We start from the raw sequence: 18,813 nt of genomic DNA on the forward strand, positions 1-18,813 counted from the left end.
CGGGGAAAAGCGCCGCAAAAGCCCTCCCTGGGTAGCACCATGGACACCATGCGTATCCAGGTGACCCGGACCGGCGGCCTCGCCGGAATCGTCCGCCACGCGGAACTCGACACCGTCGACCGCACGGACGCCCCGCACGTCCACGCGCTCGCCCGCGAAGCCGTCGCGGGCGGGCTGCGCGCCCCCTCGTACGGGGTGCCGGACGGCTTCCACTACGAGATCACCGTCGACGGGCGGACGGTGTACTGCGCCGACCCCAAGCTCACCGACTCCCAGCGGGAGCTGCTGTCCCTGGTGCTGCGCGAAGGCGCGTAGCCCACCCGAAACCGGCCGGCACGGAACCGGCCCACCCGCAACCGGCCCGCACGACGAGGGCCCGCCCGGACGCGAACGTCCGGACGGGCCCGGGGCTTTCCGTACTCCCCGTCAGAAGCCGAGCTTGCGCAGCTGCTTGGGGTCGCGCTGCCAGTCCTTGGCCACCTTGACGTGCAGGTCCAGGTAGACCGGCGTGCCGAGCAGCGCCTCGATGTGCTTGCGGGCGGTGGTGCCGACGTGCTTGAGCCGCGAGCCCTTGGCGCCGATCACGATCGCCTTCTGGCTCTGCCGCTCGATGTAGACGTTGGCGTGGATGTCCAGCAGCGGGCGGTCGGCCGGCCGGCCCTCGCGCGGCAGCATCTCCTCGACCACGACGGCCAGCGAGTGCGGCAGTTCGTCCCGCACGCCCTCCAGGGCGGCCTCGCGGATCAGCTCGGCGACCATGATCTGCTCGGGCTCGTCGGTGAGGTCGCCCTCCGGGTAGAGCTGGTCGCCCTCCGGCAGCAGCTTGGTGAGCAGGTCGGCGACCAGCTCGACCTGCTGGTCGCCGACCGCGGAGACCGGGATGATCTCGGCCCACTCGAAGCCCAGCTCGAGGCCGAGCTGGTGGACGGCGATGAGCTGTTCGGCCAGCCGCTTGGAGTCGACCAGGTCGGTCTTGGTGACGATGGCGACCTTGGGGGTCTTCTTGATCGCGGCGATCTCCTTGGCGATGAACTTGTCGCCAGGGCCGAGCTTCTGGTCGGCGGGCAGGCAGAAGCCGATCACGTCGACCTCGGCCCAGGTGGTGCGGACCAGGTCGTTGAGGCGCTCGCCGAGCAGGGTGCGGGGCTTGTGCAGGCCGGGGGTGTCGACCAGCACGAGCTGGGCGTCCGGGCGGTGCACGATGCCGCGCACGGTGTGCCGGGTGGTCTGCGGGCGGTCGGAGGTGATCGCGACCTTCGTCCCCACCAGGGCGTTGGTCAGGGTCGACTTGCCCGCGTTGGGACGGCCGACGAAGCACGCGAACCCGGAGCGGTACGAGGAGGAAGGGGCATTCATGGGCTCCATTCTCCCTGATCACCGGAGCCCCGCCGTCCGGGGTGGCCGGCCCGGCGCGATCAGCCCTTGTTACCGCCCCGGCCGACCAGGGAGAACACCACCAACAGCAGCAGAAAGGCGAGCGAACCCCAGAGCCAGTAGACCGTGCCGGTCTCCTGCCACTTGCCCATCCCCATCACGAACAGCACCAGCCCGGCGACGAACGCCAACGCCCCCATGCCCCAGCCCCTCACCGAGTCCACTCCCCCGGTGAGATTATCTGCTGAATGCAGGGGGGCGAGGCCCGCCGGGGGCTTGCTTGTCAGCGGGCCTGGGCGGTCACCCGCAGCGTCCCGTCCGGGCTGGCCAGCAGCACGGGCGTCCCGGCCCCGCCCAGGTCCCGTACGGCCGCCAGATCGGCCTCGGCCGGCTGCTCCGCCTCGCTCACCACGGCCGCCGCCTCCAGCGACTTCGCACCGCTGGCCACCGCCATCGCCACCGCCGTCCGCAGCGCGCTCAGCCGCAGCGACTCCAGCGCGACCGTCCCGGCCACGTAGGTGCGGCCGGTCTCGTCACGCACCGCGGCCCCCTCGGCCACGCCGTTGCGGGCGCGGGCCGAGCGGGCCAGGGTGATGATCTTCTTGTCTTCGGGGTCGAGCTCGACGATGTCACTCATGCCGCCGAGCATAGGCCGCCGCCTGAGCGGGCGAGTAGCAGCGGATCAGTGGCCGACCGGGCGGGTCGGGCCCGGGTTCGGGCGGAGGACCTTGACGAAGGTCTTCGGCCCGGACGGCATCGGCTCCTCGTGCTCGGCGCGATGGCGCCAGTACGGGTTGTCGTGCGGCAGGTGGCTGCTCACCCGGCCGTACATCCCGAATGTCGTCAGGACGACCCCGAAGAGGAACGCGAACAGCACGTTCGACATCCGGAAGTTGAGGATGTTGGCCTCCGGCCGTCCGAGCACCGTCAGGCCGTAGAAACCGGACAGGACGAACAGCACGCCCACCGCCATGTTCAGGTTGGCGGCGAAGTTCCCGCCGATCACCGCCCCGATCACCAGGATCGCGCCCGCCACGATGGACAGGACGGCCAGCGCGCCGTTGGTCGACAGCCCCACGACCTGATCGCCCTGGGTGTCGAGGAAGCCCGGGTGGTCGGCCAGCCCGAGGGCCCCGAACACGATCAGGAAGACTCCTCCGAGCCCCGCTCCGATCCGCCAGACCATGAGGAGCTTGTGGTCGACGGGCAGTTCGTCTTGCAGCTTCATGGCGACCTCCAGAGCACAGCCATGGCCTAGCTGTAGGGGTGGCTCCCCTGCAGGTGGGGCGTCTCGTGCAGGTAGAGCGAGCCGCACTGCTGGCAGCAACGCAGCCCGGTGCCCCAGTCCTGTTCGGGCCGCGTCTCGGCGTCGTCGGGCATGGTCCGGCCGCAGAGTGCGGTCGACGGGTCCTCGTCCCGCACCACGTGCCAGGACTTGACTCCGCCGACCGCCCCCTGCGGGCCGTACTCCGCGCGAAGTTTGTGCGTCATGCCCTCCATGGTCGCGCGGAGACCGCCCACCCGCTACTCGCCCACGGCCTGCGCCGTCCGCTCCGCCCCGCGCACCGGCGCGGCGACCATCGAGCCGATCCGGTTGCGGCGCCCCGCCGAGGACTCGGCGGTCAGCAGGATGCCGGTCAGACCGTCGGCGGCCGCGTCGGGCAGCGGGATCTCGCAGGCCGAACCGGGGATCGGCACCCGGCCGAGGTGCTTGGCCAGCAGCCCGCCGACGGTCTCCACGTCCTCGTCCTCCAGCTCGATGCCGAACAGGTCGCCCAGGTCCTCCACCAGGAGGCGGGCGGTGATCCGGTACGAGCCGTCGCCGAGGTCCTCGACCGGAGCGATCTCCCGGTCGTACTCGTCGGTGATCTCGCCGACGATCTCCTCCAGCACGTCCTCGATGGTGACCAGGCCGGCCGTGCCGCCGTACTCGTCGATCACGATCGCGACGTGCGAGCGGCGCTGCTGCATCTCGCGCAGCAGGTCGCCGGCCGGCTTGGAGTCCGGGACGAACACGGCCGGGCGCATCACCGCGCCGACCTCCTCGGCCTCCGCCTCGCGGTTGATGTGGGTGCGGCGCACCAGGTCCTTGAGGTAGACGATGCCGACCACGTCGTCCTCGTTGTCGCCGACCACCGGGATCCGCGAGAAGCCCGAGCGCAGCGCCAGGGTGAGCGCCTGCCGGACGGTCTTGTGCCGCTCGATCATCACCAGGTCGGTGCGCGGCACCATCACCTCGCGCACGATGGTGTCGCCCAGTTCGAAGACCGAGTGCACCATCCGGCGCTCCTCGTCCTCGATCAGGTCGTCCTTCTCGGCCAGGTCGACCAGCGCGCGCAGCTCCGCCTCGGAGGCGAACGGCCCCTCCCGGTAGCCCTTGCCCGGGGTCAGCGCGTTGCCGAGCAGGATCAGCAGCCGCGGGATCGGGCCGAGCACCGCGGCCAGCGGCAGCAGCACGAAGGAGGCCGCGGTCGCGGTGGAGATCGGGTGCTGGCGCCCGATCGTGCGCGGCGAGACGCCCACCGCCACGAAGGACACCAGCACCATCACGCCGAAGGCCAGCAGCACGGCCTGCCAGGTCGGGTGGATGTTGCGCACGCACACCGCGGTGACCAGCACCGCGGCCGCCATCTCACTGGCCACCCGGATCAGGGTGGCCAGGTTGAGGTAGCGGAACGGGTCGGAGGCGACGGCCAGCAGCCGCGCGGAGCCGCGCCGCCCGTTGCGCACGGCCTCCTCCGCCCGGAACCGGGAGACCCGGGAGACGCCCGCCTCGGCGCACGCGGCCAGCCAGCCGAGCACGACCAGGGCCACGGCGCCGAGGATGAAGCTCGTACTCTCACCACTCACAGGGGTTCGGGCTCCGCGCTCAGTGGGTGGTGGGGGCCGGGGAGATGCCGCCGAGGCCGCGGCCCGCCCGCCAGTCGTCCAGGATGCGCTTCTGGAGGGCGAACATCTCCTCCTCTTCCTCCGGCTCCTCGTGGTCGTAGCCGAGGACGTGCAGCACCCCGTGGACGGTGAGCAGCTGCAGCTCCTCGTCCATCGAGTGCTTGGAGGGGGCCGCCTTGCCCTGCTGCTCGGCGACCTCGGGGCAGAGCACGATGTCGCCGAGCAGGCCCTGCGGCAGCTCCTCGCCCTCCTTGCCGGGACGCAGCTCGTCCATCGGGAACGACATCACGTCGGTCGGTCCGGGCAGGTCCATCCACTGGATGTGCAGCTCCTCCATCGCCGCTCCGTCCACCAGGATCACGGACAGTTCGGACTGCGGGTGGATCCGCATCTTGTCCAGGGCGAAGCGGGCGACGTCGAGGATGGCTTCCTCATCGGCGTCCCAACCGGACTCGTTGGCGATGTCGATCGACATGACGGGCTGTGTGCTCAGCTTTCGGTGCGATGGGACTGTCGGGGTGCGCGCGCCGCGGCGGTCTTGCCGGGGCGCCGCTGGGCGGGCTTGCGGGGGGCCGGGGTGTTCTCCTCGGCCTCCTGCCGCGCGTCCCAGCGCTCGTAGGCGTCCACGATCCGGCCGACCAGCTTGTGGCGGACCACGTCGGTGCTGGTGAGGACGGAGAAGTGGATGTCCGGCACGCCGGCCAGGATCTCCTGGACGACCTTGAGGCCGCTGCGGGTACCGCCCGGGAGGTCGATCTGGCTGGTGTCGCCGGTGACCACCACCCGGGAGTTGAACCCGAGGCGGGTGAGGAACATCTTCATCTGCTCGGGCGAGGTGTTCTGGGCCTCGTCCAGGATGATGAAGGCGTCGTTGAGGGTGCGGCCGCGCATGTACGCGAGCGGGGCGACCTCGATGGTGCCGGCCGCCATCAGGCGCGGGATGGAGTCCGGGTCCATCATGTCGTGCAGCGCGTCGTACAGCGGGCGCAGGTACGGGTCGATCTTCTCGTAGAGGGTGCCGGGCAGGAAGCCCAGCCGCTCCCCCGCCTCGACCGCCGGGCGGGTCAGGATGATCCGGTTGACCTCCTTGGCCTGGAGGGCCTGGACGGCCTTGGCCATCGCCAGGTAGGTCTTGCCGGTGCCGGCCGGGCCGAGGCCGAAGACGATCGTGTGCTTGTCGATCGCGTCGACGTAGCGCTGCTGGTTGAGCGTCTTGGGGCGGATCGTGCGGCCCCGGTTGGACAGGATGTTCGCGGTGAACACCTGGGACGGCGCCGGGCTGTCCGGGCCCTCCTCGCGGAGCATGGCGATGGAGCGCTCCACGGAGTCCTCCGTCAGGGGCTGGCCGGTGCGCAGCACCAGCATCATCTCGTTGAAGAGCCGCTGCACGAGGGCGACCTCGGCGCGCTCCCCGGTGGCGGTCACCTCGTTGCCGCGGACGTGGATGTCGGCGGTGGGGAAGCCCTGCTCGATCACGCGCAGCAGCGAGTCCGCCGTGCCGAGCAGGGTGACCATCGGGTGCTTCTCGGGGATGACGATCCGGGCGCTCACACGGGCGTCGTCCGCCGGCTCGGGGCGCGACTGTCCGTCGGTACGGGTCTGCGATGTGTCACTCATGGGTCGGCGCTGGGGCCTGCCTCATCCCATCCGTGGTGTCGTGTGCCGCTCGGTCTCTCCGGGGCACCAGGGTACGCCGCGAGCGTGATCGCCGCGGCGGGCGGCGGGGCCGCACCCGACGATGCTGCGGCAGATCGCGGGACGGCGCGAGCCCTTTTCGGGGAGCGCCACCCGGCCTCCCCGCAGCGCTCCCCGTCCGCTCACGGGTGGCGGCGGGTGGGGACGGGCACCCTGACGAGGTCCTCGGCGAGCACCAGCTCCCCGTCGAAGTGCTTGCGGGCGTCGGCCAGGTGCTGGCCGAGGTCCGGGTAGCGCTGGGAGAAGTGGGTCAGCACCAGGGTGCGCGCCCCGGCCTCGGCGGCGACCTTGGCGGCCTGTCCGGCGGTGAGGTGGCCGTGGTCCTCGGCGAGCTGGGCGTCGGCGTCGGTGAAGGTCGCCTCGACCACCAACAGGTCGGCGCCCTCGGCGAGTTGGTGCACGCCCTCACAGAGCCGGGTGTCCATCACGAAGGCGAACCGCTGGCCCGGCCGCGGCTCGCTGACCTCGTCCAGGGTGACGGTGCGGCCGTCCACCTCGACCGCGCCCTCGTGCTGGAGCCGGCCCACGGCCGGTCCGTGCACGCCGGCCGCGGCGAGCCGCTCGGGCACCAGGCGGCGGCCGTCCGGCTCGGACAGCCGGTAGCCGAAGGACTCCACCGGGTGGTCCAGCCGGACGGCGTCCAGTGCGAACCGGGCGCCGGGCGCGGGCAGCGGGCCGGGCTCGTCGATCGGCCTGGGCCGCAGCACCGCGGTCTCGTGGTAGGCGGTGGCGTAGCGCAGCCGCTCGAAGTAGACCTCGCCGGACGCCGGGAAGTAGACGTCCACCGGGTGCGGGACCCGGTCAAGGTTGATCCGCTGGATCACCCCGGCGAGGCCCAGGCTGTGGTCGCCGTGGAAGTGGGTCACGGCGATCCGGTTGATCTGGGTGGCCGAGACCCCGGCCCGCAGCATCTGCCGCTGAGTGCCTTCGCCGGGGTCGAACAGCAGGCCCTCGCCGTCCCAGCGGAGCAGGTAGCCATTGTGGTTGCGGTGCCGGGTGGGCACCTGGCTGGCGGTGCCGAGGACGACGAGTTCGCGCTGGGACACCTGGGATCAGACCATGCTCTCGGTCATCCGCGTCCCGCCGAGCACGTGCACGTGGGCGTGGAAGACGGTCTGCCCGGCGCCCGCACCGGTGTTGAAGATCAGCCGGTAGTCCTCGATGCCCTCGTCCTTCGCCACCGCGCCCGCCTCGACGAGCAGTTCGGCGGCGATCTCCGGCTCGGCGGCGGCCAGCGCCGCGGCGTTCGGGTAGTGGACGTGCGGGATGACCAGGACGTGCACGGGGGCCTTGGGCGCGATGTCACGGAAGGCGAGGACGCGGTCGGTCTTGCGCACCACGGTCGCCGGGATCTCGCCCGCGACGATCTTGCAGAACACACAGTCGGGCTGCGGCTCGCCGGCCATCGGATTCTCCTCGGGTCACTGGGTCTTCGTTGACGTGGGGCCGTACGGGCGCAGCCTAGCCGAGCCGCGCGACCGCCTGCCGGTACTCCCGCAGGTGCTTCCAGCGGACCGAGCGCATGCCGACGACGTCCCCCTCGGAGATGTCGAAGTCATCGGAGATGACCACCACCGCCAGGAAGACGAAGCCCAGCAGCCAGCGCCGGGTCAGCCGCCACATGTTGGGGCGCATCACCCGCTTGCGGCGCACCACGCGCAGGGCCAGGATCCCCTTGCCCACGCTGAAACCGGTCAGCCGGGCGAGCACCACCTGGTTGAGGAACGAGGCGAGCAGGCCGACGCCCAGGAACGCCACCCAGAACGGCACCACCGGACCGCTGGCGTGCTGGACGGCGTGGCCGGCCGCGGCCGCGACGGGCTTGGTGCGGCCCGCGGCGGCGTCGGAGGCGAGGGCGGCGGCGAAACCGGCGACGAAGGCGAAGCCGAAGTCCAGCACGATCGCCAGGAACCGCCGCCCGCCGCCCGCCTCCCTGGGACACGGCGGCAGCCCGGGCCCCGCGTACGGCTGCTGCTGATAGGGCTGTTGCTGGTACGGCTGCTGCTGGGGCGGGTACGGCTGCGGCTGCCCCTGCGGCGGGTACGGCTGCTGCTGGGGCGGGTACGGCTGCGGCTGCCCCTGCGGCGGGTACGGGCTCTGGCCGTACGGCTGCGGCGGCTGCGCGTAGGGCTGGGGCTGAGGCTGGGCGTACGGCCCCTGGCCGTACGGGTTCGGCCCGTAGCCCTGCTGCGGGTACTGCGGTGGCGGATAGCCCTGTGCCATGTGATCCCCCGTGAGCTGTCGATCAAGAACAGCCCCGCATCCTACCCACGCCCGCGGAGCGGGAGGTCGGTCGGCACCGGCCGACCTCCCGCTCCGGACACCCCCGGCTACGCCCAGGGCAGCGGCGGCCCGGTGCGGGCCGGGGTGGCGGCCAGGGTCGCGAGGGCGATCCGCACGCCCTCGGCCAGCTGGGGGTCCTCGCCGGCCGCCCAGTGGTGCGGGGCGAACGGCACCTCGACGTCCGGGTCGACGCCGTGGTTCTCCAGGCCCCAGCCGTAGTTCTCCAGCCACATCGCGTACTTGGGCTGGGTGACCAGGGTGCCGTCGACCAGCTGGTACCTGCTGTCGATGCCGATCACCCCGCCCCAGGTGCGGGTACCGACCACCGGGCCGATCCCGAGCGCCTGGATGGCGGCGTTGACCACGTCGCCGTCCGAACCGGACAGCTCGTTGGCGAGCGCGACCACCGGCCCGCGCGGGGCGTCCATCGGGTAGGGCACCCGGTTGTCGGTGTCCCGGATGGCGTACCAGCCGATGATCCGCCGGGCCAGCTTCTCTATCACCAGCTGCGAGGTGTGGCCGCCGCGGTTCTCCCGGACGTCCACGATCAGGCCCTCCTTGGCCATCTCGGTGGTCAGGTCGCGGTGCAGCTGGGCCCAGCCGGCCGTCTGCATGTCGGGGATGTGCAGGTAGCCGAGCCGGCCGCCGGACAGCTCCCGCACCTCGGCCCGCCGGCCGGCCACCCAGTCGTGGTAGCGCAGCGCCGCCTCGTCGGCGAGCGGGACGACCACGGGGTGGCGCCGGTCGCCGTCCTTGCCGGCCACGGTCAGCTCGACCGGCTGCCCGGCGGTGCCGGCCAGCAGCGGGGCCGGGCCGGTGACCGGGTCCACCGGGCGGCCGTTGACGGCGAGCACGGCGTCGCCCGGGCGGATCGCGGCGCCGGGCGCGGCCAGCGGCGAGCGGGCCCTGGGGTCGGAGGACTCGCCGGGCAGGATCCGGCCGATCCGCCACTGCCCGCCGTCCCGGACCAGGTCGGCGCCGAGCAGGCCCTGGCGCCGGGCGGGCTCGGTGTAGCGGCCGTACGGGACGACGTAGGCGTGCGAGGTGCCGAGTTCGCCGTGCACCTCCCAGAGCAGGTCGACCAGTTCGTCGTGCGAGCCGACCCGCTCGACCAGCGGCCGGTAGCGGTCCAGGATCCCCGCCCAGTCGAGGCCGCCGAGGTCGGGGCGCCAGAAGTTGTCCCGCATCAGGCGGCCGTTCTCGGCGTACATCTGCCGCCACTCGGCGGCCGGGTCGACGGTCACCCGCAGCCGGGCGAGGTCGACGGCGATCTCGTCGTCCTCGCCGACGGCCTTGTGGCCGGCCGGGACGATCCGCAGCTCGCCCTCGTCCAGCACCGCCACCCGGGCGCCGTCCCCGCTGACCGCGAACCCGTCGAGCCCGTGCACCAGTTGCTCCACCCGGCGCTTCCTGAGGTCGAAGCGCTCCAGCACCGGCCGGGGCCGCTCGTCGTCCAGGGAGGCCGCCTCGTCGCCGAGTTCGCCGAGCAGCGGCGCCCTGGTCCACAGCACCCCGTCCTTGGCGGCGCGCAGCGCGTGGAACCGGCCGCCCTCGACCGGGAAGGGGATGATCCGGTCGGCGATGCCGTCCAGGTCCACCCTGGTGGCCGGCGCGGCCCCGTCCGCTGCCTCCTCGACGTCCGCCTTCCGGGCCCTGGGCTCGTCCTCCTCCCCGCCGAGCGGGCGCCCGGCCCGCTGCGGGCCGAACGGGGACGGCGTGTCGGCGGCGAGCGTGACCAGGTACGGGCGGCAGCCGTTCGGGAAGGACAGGTCGAAGGCGTGCGCGTCGTAGACCGGGTCGAAGTTGCGCACCGACAGGAAGGCCAGGTAGCGGCCGTCCGCGGTGAAGGCCGGCGAGGTGTCCAGGAAGCGCTGCGGGGTGAGCGCGCCGACGGTGCGGGTCGCCGTGTTCGCCAGCACGATCTGGCGCAGCGAGTACGGGCCCATCCGGTGCACCGGACGGGACCACGCCAGCCAGGCCGAGTCCGGGCTGAACGCCAGCCCGCTGACCTCGCCGTCGGTGCTGCGGTCCAGCTCGTGCACGGCGCCGTCGGCCAGCCCGACCAGCAGCACCCGGCCGTCGTGCACGCCCAGCGCGGCCTGCTTGCCGTCCGGGGAGACCACCAGCGAGTTGACCCGGCCCAGCCGCCCGCCGGCCAGCCGGCGCCGCTCCGGGTCGTGGACGGCGGGGGCGTACTCCAGGGCGTCCTCGCCCTCGGCGTCGGACACCCAGAGCACGCCCTGGGCGCCGTCCTCGCCCGGCACCACCCGGACCAGCCGGGCCCGCACGCCCGGGGTCTCGTCCAGCACCCGGGCCGGGCCCTCCCGGTGGGTCAGCCAGTGCACGCCGCCGCGCACCACCACGGCGCTGGCCCGGCCGGTGCGGTCCGGGGCTACGGACTCCAGCCAGTACGCGGCGGGCACCGGGTGGGGGCGCCGGCCGGTGCGCGGCCCGGCCAGCCGGACGTCCAGCCGGCGCGGGGCGGCGGTGTCCAGGTCGTCCAGCAGCCAGAGGTCGCCGGCCCGGTGGAAGACCACCCGGCTGCCGTCGGTGGTGGCGTTGCGGGCGTAGAAGCCGTCCGGGTCGGTGCTGTGGCGGCGCAGGTCCGAGCCGTCCGGGCGGCTGGACCACAGCTCGCCGACGCCCTCGTGGTCGGACAGGAAGGCGATCCGCCCGCCGACCCACAGCGGGGAGTCGAGCTGCCCGTCCAGCTCCTCGTGGATCCGGGTGAAGCGGTCCCGCCCGATCCACAACTTGCCCGCCCGGCCGCCCCGGTAGCGCTTCCACCAGGCCGGTTCACGGTTGTTGACGTTCACCAGCAGCACCTGGTCGCCGTCCGGCTCGAAGGCCAGCCCGCCGACCGGCCCGTACGGCAGCCGCACCGGCTCGCCGCCGTCCAGCGGCACCGCGTGCGCCCAGCAGCGCCGCACACCGGCCTCGCCCGCGCCGGTGGTGGCGATCGGCCGCCCGTCGGCGGTCCAGCCCTGCACCCGGGTCTCGGCGTTGCCCCAGTACGTCAGCCGCCGGGACGGCCCGCCGTCCACCGGCACCACGTGCACCTCGGGGGCGCCGTCCCGGGTCGAGGTGAAGGCGAGGTGCCGCCCGTCCGGCGAGAACCGGGGGTGGTGCACCGGCAGGTGATCGGCCGTCAGCCGCCAGGCCCGCCCGCCGTCCAGCGGGGCGAGCCACAGGTCGTCCTCGGCGACGAAGGCGGCCAGCTCACCGTGCAGATGGGGGTGGCGCAGATAGGCGCCCGCAGAGGTGCTCAGGGAGTCCGTCACGCGGTCAGCCTAGGCAGGTGCGGGTACGAGCCGCTCCGTTTTCCCCAGACTCCCGGCGGGCGCACGGGAGTTGCGGGTGGGGTTACGCCCAGCGGCCGGTGCGCCCCAGCAGCAGCGCCCCGGCGGCCACCCCGGCGGTCGAGGTGCGCAGCACCGACGGGCCCAGCCGGTACGGCTTCGCGCCCGCCTCGGCGAAGGCGGCCAGCTCCTCCGGGGAGACCCCGCCCTCCGGGCCGACCACCAGCACGATGTCCCCGCCGGCCGGCAGCGCGGTCTGCGCCAGCGGCTCGGCGCCCTCCTCGTGCAGCACGGCGGCCAGGGCGGCGCCGGCCAGCAGCGGCGCCAGCTGCCGGGTGGTCATCGGCTCGCGCACCTCGGGGAAGCGCAGCCGGCGGGACTGCTTGCCCGCCTCCCGGGCGGTGGCCCGCCACTTGGCGAGCGCCTTGGCGCCGCGCTCGCCCTTCCACTGGGTGATGCAGCGCGAGGCGGCCCAGGGGACCACCACGTCCACGCCGACCTCGGTCATGGTCTCCACGGCGAGTTCGCCGCGGTCGCCCTTGGGCAGCGCCTGGACGACGACGATCCGCGGCGCCGGCTCCGGCTCCCGCCGCACCGCGGCCACCGTGACCTCGATCGCGTCCTTGCCGAGCACCTGGGCGACCGTGCCGTCCACGCCGAGCCCCAGCCCGTCCGCCAGGGTCACCGCCTCGCCGGGCGCCAGCCGCTTCACCGCCGCCGCGTGCCGCCCCTCCGCGCCGTCGAGCCGCACCACGGCCCCGGGCGCGGCGGCGGCGATCCGCTCGGTCTCGACGACGAAGACGGGCGCGGTCATGACGGGGAACCTCCGGAGGGGTGGGGCTTGGGGGAACGCGAAGGGGGTGCCGGGCGAGCCCCGGCACCCCCTCCCGGACGGCTACCGGCCGTTGAAGGCGTCCTTCAGACGCGAGAACAGGCCCTGCTGGCCCGGCGCGAACTGGCCGGACGGCCGCTCCTCGCCGCGCAGCACCGCGAGCCGGCGAAGCAGCTCCTCCTGCTCGGGGTCGAGCTTGGTGGGCGTCTGCACCTCGACGTGCACTATCAGGTCGCCCCGGCCGCCGCCGCGCAGGTGGGTGATGCCCCGGCCGTGCAGCGGGATCGACTGGCCGGACTGGGTGCCGGGCCGGATGTCGACCTCCTCCAGCCCGTCCAGGGTCTGCAGCGGCACCTGGGTGCCGAGCGAGGCGGCCGTCATCGGGATGGTGACGGTGCAGTGCAGGTCGTCCCCGCGCCGCTGGAAGACCGTGTGGGTGGTCTCGGCGATCTCGACGTAGAGGTCGCCGGCCGGGCCGCCGCCGGGGCCGACCTCGCCCTCGCCGGCCAGCTGGATCCGGGTGCCGTTGTCCACACCGGCCGGGATCTTGACCGTCAGGGTGCGGCGGGCCCGCACCCGGCCGTCGCCGGCGCACTCGGGGCACGGGGTCGGCACGACGGTGCCGAAGCCCTGGCACTGCGGGCACGGGCGGGAGGTCATGACCTGGCCCAGGAAGGACCGGGTCACCTGGGAGACCTCGCCCTTGCCGCGGCACATGTCGCAGGTCTGCGCGGAGGTGCCGGGGGCCGCGCCCTCGCCGCTGCAGGTGGTGCAGGTGACGGCGGTGTCGACCTGGAGTTCCTTGGTGGTGCCGAAGGCGGCCTCCTCCAGGGTGATCTCCAGCCGGATCATGGCGTCCTGGCCGCGGCGGGTGCGCGAGCGCGGGCCGCGCTGGCCGGCCGCGGCGCCGAAGAAGGCGTCCATGATGTCGGAGAAGCCGAAGCCCGCCGCGCCGGCGCCGAAGCCGCCCGCGCCACCGCCGCCGGGCGACAGCGGGTCGCCGCCGAGGTCGTAGACCTGGCGCTTCTGCGGATCGGAGAGCACCTCGTAGGCGGCGTTGATCTCCTTGAACCGCTCCTGCGTCTTCGGGTCCGGGTTGACGTCCGGGTGCAGTTCGCGTGCGAGGCGCCGGAACGCCTTCTTGATCTCGTCCTGCCCCGCATCCCGTCGGACGCCGAGTACCGCGTAGTAGTCCGTGGCCACCAAATGCTCCGCTTGTTCCGCCTGTTAGTAGTGCGACTGGACACCGCCGCCGGGTTTGTCCGACGACGGTTGTGAGCTACGACTCGGCCAGGATCTGGCCCACGTACCGTGCCACCGCTCGCACCGCCCCCATTGTGCCCGGGTAGTCCATCCGGGTCGGACCGATCACACCCAGTTTGGCCACGCTCTCGTCGCCCGAACCGTAGCCGACCGAAACGACCGAGGTGGAATTCAGCCCTTCGTACGCGTTCTCCCGCCCGATCCGGACGGTCATCGCGGCGTCCGCGGTCTCACCCAGGAGGCGGAGCAGGACGACCTGCTCCTCCAGGGCCTCCAGCACCGGCTGGATGCTGAGTGGGAAGTCGTGCCCGAAGCGGGTCAGGTTGGCCGTGCCGGCCAGCATGATCCGCTCCTCGTTCTGTTCGGCGAGCGCCTCGAACAGCGTCGCCAGGACCGTACTGACGGTCGGCCGGTCGGCCTGTTCGAAGGCCCCCGGGAGTTCCTCCAGCAGCCCGGGCACGTCCGGCAGCCGCTGCCCGGCCGCCCGCGCGTTGATCCGCGAGCGCAGGTCCGCCAGGACCGTCTCGCCGACCGTGCCCGGGCAGTCGACCATCCGCTGCTCGACCCGGCCGGTGTTGGTGATCAGCACCAGCATCACCTTGGCCGGGGCCAGCGCCACCAGCTCGATGTGCCGGACGGTGGAGCGGGTGAGCGAGGGGTACTGCACCACCGCGACCTGCCGGGTCAGCTGGGCGAGCAGCCGCACCGTGCGCATGACCACGTCGTCCAGGTCGACGGCGCCGTCCAGGAAGTGCCGGATCGCCCGGCGCTCCGGGGAGCTCATCGGCTTGATCTCGGCGAGCTTGTCGACGAACAGCCGGTACCCCTTGTCGGTGGGGATCCGCCCGGCGCTGGTGTGCGGCTGGTGGATGTAGCCCTCCTCCTCCAGCGCCGCCATGTCGTTGCGCACCGTCGCCGGGGACACCCCGAGGTTGTGCCGCTCCACCAGGGCCTTGGAGCCGACCGGCTCCTCCGTCCCCACATAGTCCTGGACGATCGCGCGCAGCACGGCGAGCTTGCGGTCGTCCAGTTGGCGGACCTCACCGGCCATGGGGCACGCACCTCCGTCTTCGCACGTTGTCCGTCTGTGATGCTGCGAGCCGCTCCGACGAGGGCCCCGACCTTGGCACTCTGCACACACGAGTGCCAAAACCGTACCTGCCAGTGTACGGCCCGGGTCCTATCGCAGGAACGGCCCGGCCGGGGTGATCCTGCCCGCAGTTCCGGACGGCCGCCACGACACTCCGCACGCGCGGGTGGTGCCCCGGGGCCGTCCGGGTGGCAGCATCGAAAGCGACGGCGAACGGAGGAGCAAGCAATGTCGAGCTCGGGCCAGCACACCCGTTTCGCGCCCGACCGCGGCCTGACCGGCCGCATGGTCGCGACGATGTTCGTGATCGGGCTGCTGTACGTCGGTTTCACGGGCCTGCTGATCGCGCTGCTGCGCGGGGCCTGGCCGCTGATCGTGCTGATCTCCGGCGGGCTGTTCGTGGCCCAGTTCTGGTTCAGCGACAAGATCACCGAGCGGGCCATGGGCGCCCACCAGGTGACCGAGGAGCAGTACCCCCAGCTGCACGGCACCATCGACCGGCTCTGCGCGCTGGCCGACATGCCCAAGCCCCGCGTGGCGGTCGCCGACAACGACATGCCGAACGCCTTCGCCACCGGCCGCAACCCGCAGAACGCCGTGGTGTGCGTCACCACCGGCCTGCTGCGCCGGCTCGAACCCGAGGAGCTGGAGGGCGTCCTCGCCCACGAGCTCTCGCACGTCGCCCACCGGGACGTCGCGGTGATGACCATCGCCGGCTTCCTCGGCGTGCTCGCCGGCGCGATGACCCGGATCGCCATGTACGGCGGGTTCATGGGCGGCGGACGCAACAACAACGACCAGAACGCCGCCATCGCGGCGCTGATCATCCCGCTGGTGTCGATCGTCGTCTACGCGATCAGCTTCCTGCTCACCCGGCTGCTGTCCCGCTACCGCGAACTGGCCGCCGACCGGGCCGCCGCCCAGCTCACCGGCCGCCCCAGCGCCCTCGCCTCGGCCCTCACCAAGGTCACCGGGCAGATCGCCGCCATCCCCACCGAGGACCTGCGCAAGTCGCAGCCCTACAACGCCTTCTACTTCGCCCCCGCGCTGAGCGCCAGGGAGACCGCCTCCCAGCTGTTCTCCACCCACCCGACGCTGGAGAAGCGGCTGGCCCAGCTGGCGAAGATCTCCGAGCAGCTCGGCCGCTGACCCTCCTTCCCGTTCGCGAAAGGACCGCCGTGGGATTCCTGGACGCCCTGTTCGGCCGCACCAAGCCCGTCAAGCCCGACCTCGACCAGCTGTTCGGCGTGCCGTCCGCCGCGCTCACCCTGGAGGCCGCGGCCGGGTTCCTCCCCACCGGGCTCGGCTCGGTCTGCTTCGCGGCCGTCGAGGGCGCGGCCTTCGTCCAGGTCGAACAGCAGGTCCGGGCCCTGCTGGACGCCGACACCGAACGCGGCGGCGTCCCGGTGGAGGCCTCCAAGGACGGCTACGGCTACTCCTGGCTGCTCACCCGGCACACCCCCGAGGAACTCCCGGAACTGGTCAACGACCTGCACGCGGTCAACAGCGAGCTGGAGGCGAACGGCTTCGGCCCGCAGCTGCTCTGCTCCCTGGTCGGCTTCCGCAACGCGCAGGGCCAGTCGCTGGCCCTGGTCTACCTCTACAAGCGCGGAACCTTCTATCCCTTCGCCCCGATGCCCGGCGGCGGCGAACGGCGCAACAGCCCGCTGGAGCTCCAGGTCAACGCGACGCTGGGCAACGACCTGCGGTTGGAGAAGGACCTCAGCCGCTGGTTCCCGGTCTGGGGCGCGCCGGGCCTCTGACGCCCCGTCCGTAAAATCGCCCCCATGCGCAGCCACCAGTACGGACCCGACCTCACCCCGCCGTGGAAGAAGCAGGAGCCGGCACCCGAGGTGCCGGCCGAGCGGGACCTGGTGGTCGAGGAGGCCGCCACCGGCTACTGCGGGGCGGTGGTGCGGTGCGAGAAGACCGCGGAGGGGTTCACCGTCACCCTGGAGGACCGGTTCGGCAAGCAGCGGGTCTTCCCGCTGGTGCCGCGCGGCTTCCTGCTGGAGGGCAAGGCCGTCACCCTGGTGCGCCCGAGCGCCCCCGCCGCGCCCCGCACCCCCGCCCGCACCGCCTCGGGCTCCCTCGCCGTCCCCGGCGCCCGCGCCCGGGTCGCCCGCGAGTCCCGCATCTACGTCGAGGGCCGGCACGACGCCGAGCTGGTCGAGCGGGTCTGGGGCGACGACCTGCGCATCGAGGGCGTCGTCGTCGAGTACCTCCAGGGCATCGACGACCTCCCCGCGATCGTCGCCGACTTCGCCCCCGGCCCAGGCCGCCGCCTCGGCGTCCTGGTCGACCACCTGCTCCCGGGGACGAAGGAGCACCGCATCGCCGCGCAGGTCACCGGCGAGTCCGTGCTGGTCGTCGGCCACCCCTACATCGACATCTGGCAGGCCGTGAAGCCCTCCTCCGTCGGCATCCCCGGCTGGCCCGCCGTCCCCCGGGGCGAGGACTGGAAGGAGGGCACCTGCCGCCGCCTCGGCTGGCCGGTGGACACCCCGGCGGCTTGGAAGCGGATCCTGTCGAAGGTGAACAGCTACCGGGACCTGGAGCCCGAACTCCTGGCGAAGGTAGAGGAGTTGATCGACTTCACGGCCCTTCCGGGTCAGGAGTAGGTCTGGAACTCCGAGGTGTCGAGCGTGACGCCCAGCAGGATGTTGTGGACCATGTCCGGCCCGGCCGTCATCACGAGTTCCCCCCTGATGAGCTCAGCCTTGAAGCCTTCAGGAACCTCCAGGTTCTCGAAGATCCCAGTCATCCGGTCATCGATGGCGGTCATCGCGCGCTCCCTCCGACGGCTGACACCACGTCAACGACAATCAGTCCACCAGGTCACGAACGACGGCGTCGGCCAGCAGGCGGCCCTGGAGGGTCAGGGTGGCGCGACCCTGCTGGTAGGGCTCCTCGGCGAGCAGGCCGTCCGCGAGGGCCTTGGCGGCGGCCCTGCGGCCCGCCTCGGCGAGGAGGTCGAGGGAGATGCCGTCGGCCAGGCGCAGTTCCAGCAGGATGCGCTCGACCCGGCGGTCCTCGTCGGTGAGGACCTCGCGGCCCAGGGCCGGGGTGCGGCCCTCGGCGAGGGCCTGGGCGTAGGCGGCGGGGTGCTTGGCGTTCCACCAGCGGACGCCGCCGACGTGGCTGTGGGCGCCGGGGCCGGCGCCCCACCAGTCGGCGCCGGTCCAGTAGAGCTCGTTGTGGCGGCAGCGGCCCTCGGGGGTGGTGGCCCAGTTGGAGACCTCGTACCAGGCGTAGCCGGCCGCGCTGAGCGCCTGCTCGGCGATGAGGTAGCGGTCGGCGTGCACGTCGTCGTCGATCATCGGCAGTTCGCCGCGCTTGACCCGGGCGGCCAGCTTGGTGCCGTCCTCGACGATCAGCGAGTACGCGGAGACGTGGTCGGGCCCGGCGCCGATCGCGGCGTCCAGCGAGGCCCGCCAGTCGTCGTCGGACTCGCCGGGGGTGCCGTAGATCAGGTCGAGGTTGACGTGCTCGAAGCCGGCCTCGCGGGCCTCGGCCACGCAGGCCTCGGGGCGGCCGGGGGTGTGGTGGCGGTCGAGCAGCCGCAGGACGTGCGGGCGGGCGCTCTGCATGCCGAAGGAGATCCGGTTGTAGCCGCCCTCGCGCAGTTCGGCGAGGTACGCGGGGTCGACGGACTCCGGGTTGGCCTCGGTGGTGACCTCGGCGTCCGGGGCGAGCCCGAACTCCTCGCGCAGGGCGGCGAGCATCTTCACCAGGTCGCGGGCGGGCAGCAGGGTGGGGGTGCCGCCGCCGAGGAAGACGGTCCGCACGGGCAGGTCGGCCTCCCCGAGCACCTTCCGGGCGTGCCGGATCTCGGCGACCACGTTGTCCGCGTAGGTCTCCTGCGAGGCCACGGCCCCGGAGGAGCGCAGTTCGGTGGCGGTGTAGGTGTTGAAGTCGCAGTAGCCGCAGCGGCTGGCGCAGTAGGGCACGTGCAGGTAGAAGCCGAACGGGCGCCGGCCCAGCCCGGCGAGGGCGTGCGCGGGCAGGGAACCGTCGGACGGCACCGGTTCGCCGTCGGGGAGTGCGGAGGGCATGCCCCCATTGTCCCGTACGGCCCGCGCGACCGG

21 protein-coding genes are annotated in these 18,813 nt (G+C 72.9%); 4 read left to right on the forward strand and 17 right to left on the reverse strand.

The genetic code is table 11. The features are described 5' to 3' along the window. The first annotated feature begins 48 nt into the window (after window positions 1–48). On the forward strand, window positions 49–315 hold the full coding sequence (locus ACZ3YL_RS08905) for a protealysin inhibitor emfourin (RefSeq protein WP_188304439.1): 267 nt from the start codon (window positions 49–51) through the stop codon (window positions 313–315). A gap of 111 nt (window positions 316–426) precedes the next feature. Here ACZ3YL_RS08905 and era read toward each other — a convergent pair whose 3' ends face one another. From era to hrcA, 15 genes are all read right to left on the reverse strand, one after another. Continuing rightward, complete coding sequence (gene era / locus ACZ3YL_RS08910; RefSeq protein ID WP_188304440.1) at window positions 427–1,356, reverse strand: GTPase Era; 930 nt, start codon at window positions 1,354–1,356, stop codon at window positions 427–429. Window positions 1,357–1,415: 59 nt separating this feature from the next. Beyond that, complete coding sequence (locus ACZ3YL_RS08915; protein WP_188304441.1) at window positions 1,416–1,598, reverse strand: hypothetical protein; 183 nt, start codon at window positions 1,596–1,598, stop codon at window positions 1,416–1,418. A 59-nt stretch (window positions 1,599–1,657) separates the two neighbouring features. Then, on the reverse strand, window positions 1,658–2,023 hold the full coding sequence (locus ACZ3YL_RS08920) for a cytidine deaminase (RefSeq protein ID WP_465656335.1): 366 nt from the start codon (window positions 2,021–2,023) through the stop codon (window positions 1,658–1,660). A 33-nt stretch (window positions 2,024–2,056) separates the two neighbouring features. Then, a complete protein-coding gene (locus ACZ3YL_RS08925) occupies window positions 2,057–2,602 on the reverse strand; it encodes a DUF4383 domain-containing protein (protein ID WP_188304443.1) in 546 nt (181 codons plus the stop codon). Window positions 2,603–2,628: 26 nt separating this feature from the next. After that, complete coding sequence (locus ACZ3YL_RS08930; protein WP_465656337.1) at window positions 2,629–2,865, reverse strand: hypothetical protein; 237 nt, start codon at window positions 2,863–2,865, stop codon at window positions 2,629–2,631. 33 nt (window positions 2,866–2,898) lie between these two features. Beyond that, complete coding sequence (locus ACZ3YL_RS08935) at window positions 2,899–4,224, reverse strand: hemolysin family protein (RefSeq protein WP_188304445.1); 1,326 nt, start codon at window positions 4,222–4,224, stop codon at window positions 2,899–2,901. Window positions 4,225–4,243: 19 nt separating this feature from the next. Next, window positions 4,244–4,738, reverse strand: coding sequence for an rRNA maturation RNase YbeY (gene ybeY / locus ACZ3YL_RS08940; RefSeq protein ID WP_030061268.1), 495 nt, complete (start codon window positions 4,736–4,738; stop codon window positions 4,244–4,246). Window positions 4,739–4,752: 14 nt separating this feature from the next. Further along, window positions 4,753–5,778: a PhoH family protein gene (locus ACZ3YL_RS08945; protein WP_465656459.1), complete on the reverse strand. Its 1,026-nt coding sequence runs from the start codon at window positions 5,776–5,778 to the stop codon at window positions 4,753–4,755. A 302-nt stretch (window positions 5,779–6,080) separates the two neighbouring features. Next, a complete protein-coding gene (locus ACZ3YL_RS08950; protein ID WP_188304447.1) occupies window positions 6,081–7,004 on the reverse strand; it encodes a ribonuclease Z in 924 nt (307 codons plus the stop codon). 6 nt (window positions 7,005–7,010) lie between these two features. Next, window positions 7,011–7,364 (reverse strand): histidine triad nucleotide-binding protein, encoded by a 354-nt coding sequence (locus ACZ3YL_RS08955; protein ID WP_188304448.1) that lies wholly within the window; start codon window positions 7,362–7,364, stop codon window positions 7,011–7,013. A gap of 55 nt (window positions 7,365–7,419) precedes the next feature. After that, window positions 7,420–8,181, reverse strand: coding sequence for an RDD family protein (locus ACZ3YL_RS08960; protein WP_465656341.1), 762 nt, complete (start codon window positions 8,179–8,181; stop codon window positions 7,420–7,422). 107 nt (window positions 8,182–8,288) lie between these two features. Continuing rightward, window positions 8,289–11,522, reverse strand: a complete 3,234-nt coding sequence (locus ACZ3YL_RS08965) for a S41 family peptidase (RefSeq protein ID WP_465656342.1) — start codon at window positions 11,520–11,522, stop codon at window positions 8,289–8,291. 82 nt (window positions 11,523–11,604) lie between these two features. Beyond that, window positions 11,605–12,354, reverse strand: a complete 750-nt coding sequence (locus ACZ3YL_RS08970) for a 16S rRNA (uracil(1498)-N(3))-methyltransferase (RefSeq protein ID WP_188304450.1) — start codon at window positions 12,352–12,354, stop codon at window positions 11,605–11,607. 81 nt (window positions 12,355–12,435) lie between these two features. Beyond that, the gene (gene dnaJ, locus ACZ3YL_RS08975; RefSeq protein WP_188304451.1) at window positions 12,436–13,575 is read right to left on the reverse strand and encodes a molecular chaperone DnaJ; all 1,140 of its coding nucleotides are present in this window, start codon (window positions 13,573–13,575) and stop codon (window positions 12,436–12,438) included. Window positions 13,576–13,651: 76 nt separating this feature from the next. After that, on the reverse strand, window positions 13,652–14,686 hold the full coding sequence (gene hrcA / locus ACZ3YL_RS08980) for a heat-inducible transcriptional repressor HrcA (protein ID WP_188304452.1): 1,035 nt from the start codon (window positions 14,684–14,686) through the stop codon (window positions 13,652–13,654). 267 nt (window positions 14,687–14,953) lie between these two features. Here hrcA and htpX point away from each other — a divergent pair, with 267 nt between their 5' ends. The 3 genes from htpX to ACZ3YL_RS08995 are packed head-to-tail and all read left to right on the forward strand — an operon-like array spanning window position 14,954 to window position 17,346. Beyond that, a complete protein-coding gene (gene htpX / locus ACZ3YL_RS08985; RefSeq protein ID WP_188304453.1) occupies window positions 14,954–15,874 on the forward strand; it encodes a zinc metalloprotease HtpX in 921 nt (306 codons plus the stop codon). A 29-nt stretch (window positions 15,875–15,903) separates the two neighbouring features. Then, window positions 15,904–16,488, forward strand: a complete 585-nt coding sequence (gene pspAB, locus ACZ3YL_RS08990; protein ID WP_188304454.1) for a PspA-associated protein PspAB — start codon at window positions 15,904–15,906, stop codon at window positions 16,486–16,488. A gap of 24 nt (window positions 16,489–16,512) precedes the next feature. Continuing rightward, window positions 16,513–17,346, forward strand: coding sequence for a DUF3097 domain-containing protein (locus tag ACZ3YL_RS08995; protein ID WP_188304455.1), 834 nt, complete (start codon window positions 16,513–16,515; stop codon window positions 17,344–17,346). Here the strand turns inward: ACZ3YL_RS08995 and ACZ3YL_RS09000 are convergent. Together ACZ3YL_RS09000 and hemW are read right to left on the reverse strand one after the other, a co-directional pair. After that, entirely contained in the window at window positions 17,337–17,510 is a 174-nt protein-coding gene (locus tag ACZ3YL_RS09000) for a hypothetical protein (protein ID WP_465656345.1), read from the reverse strand. The two genes, ACZ3YL_RS08995 and ACZ3YL_RS09000, sit on opposite strands and share 10 nt — an antisense overlap. 40 nt (window positions 17,511–17,550) lie before the next feature. Beyond that, window positions 17,551–18,780, reverse strand: coding sequence for a radical SAM family heme chaperone HemW (gene hemW / locus ACZ3YL_RS09005; protein WP_465656347.1), 1,230 nt, complete (start codon window positions 18,778–18,780; stop codon window positions 17,551–17,553). Window positions 18,781–18,813 lie beyond the last annotated feature (33 nt).

Source organism: Kitasatospora sp. NPDC023176, assembly GCF_055560495.1.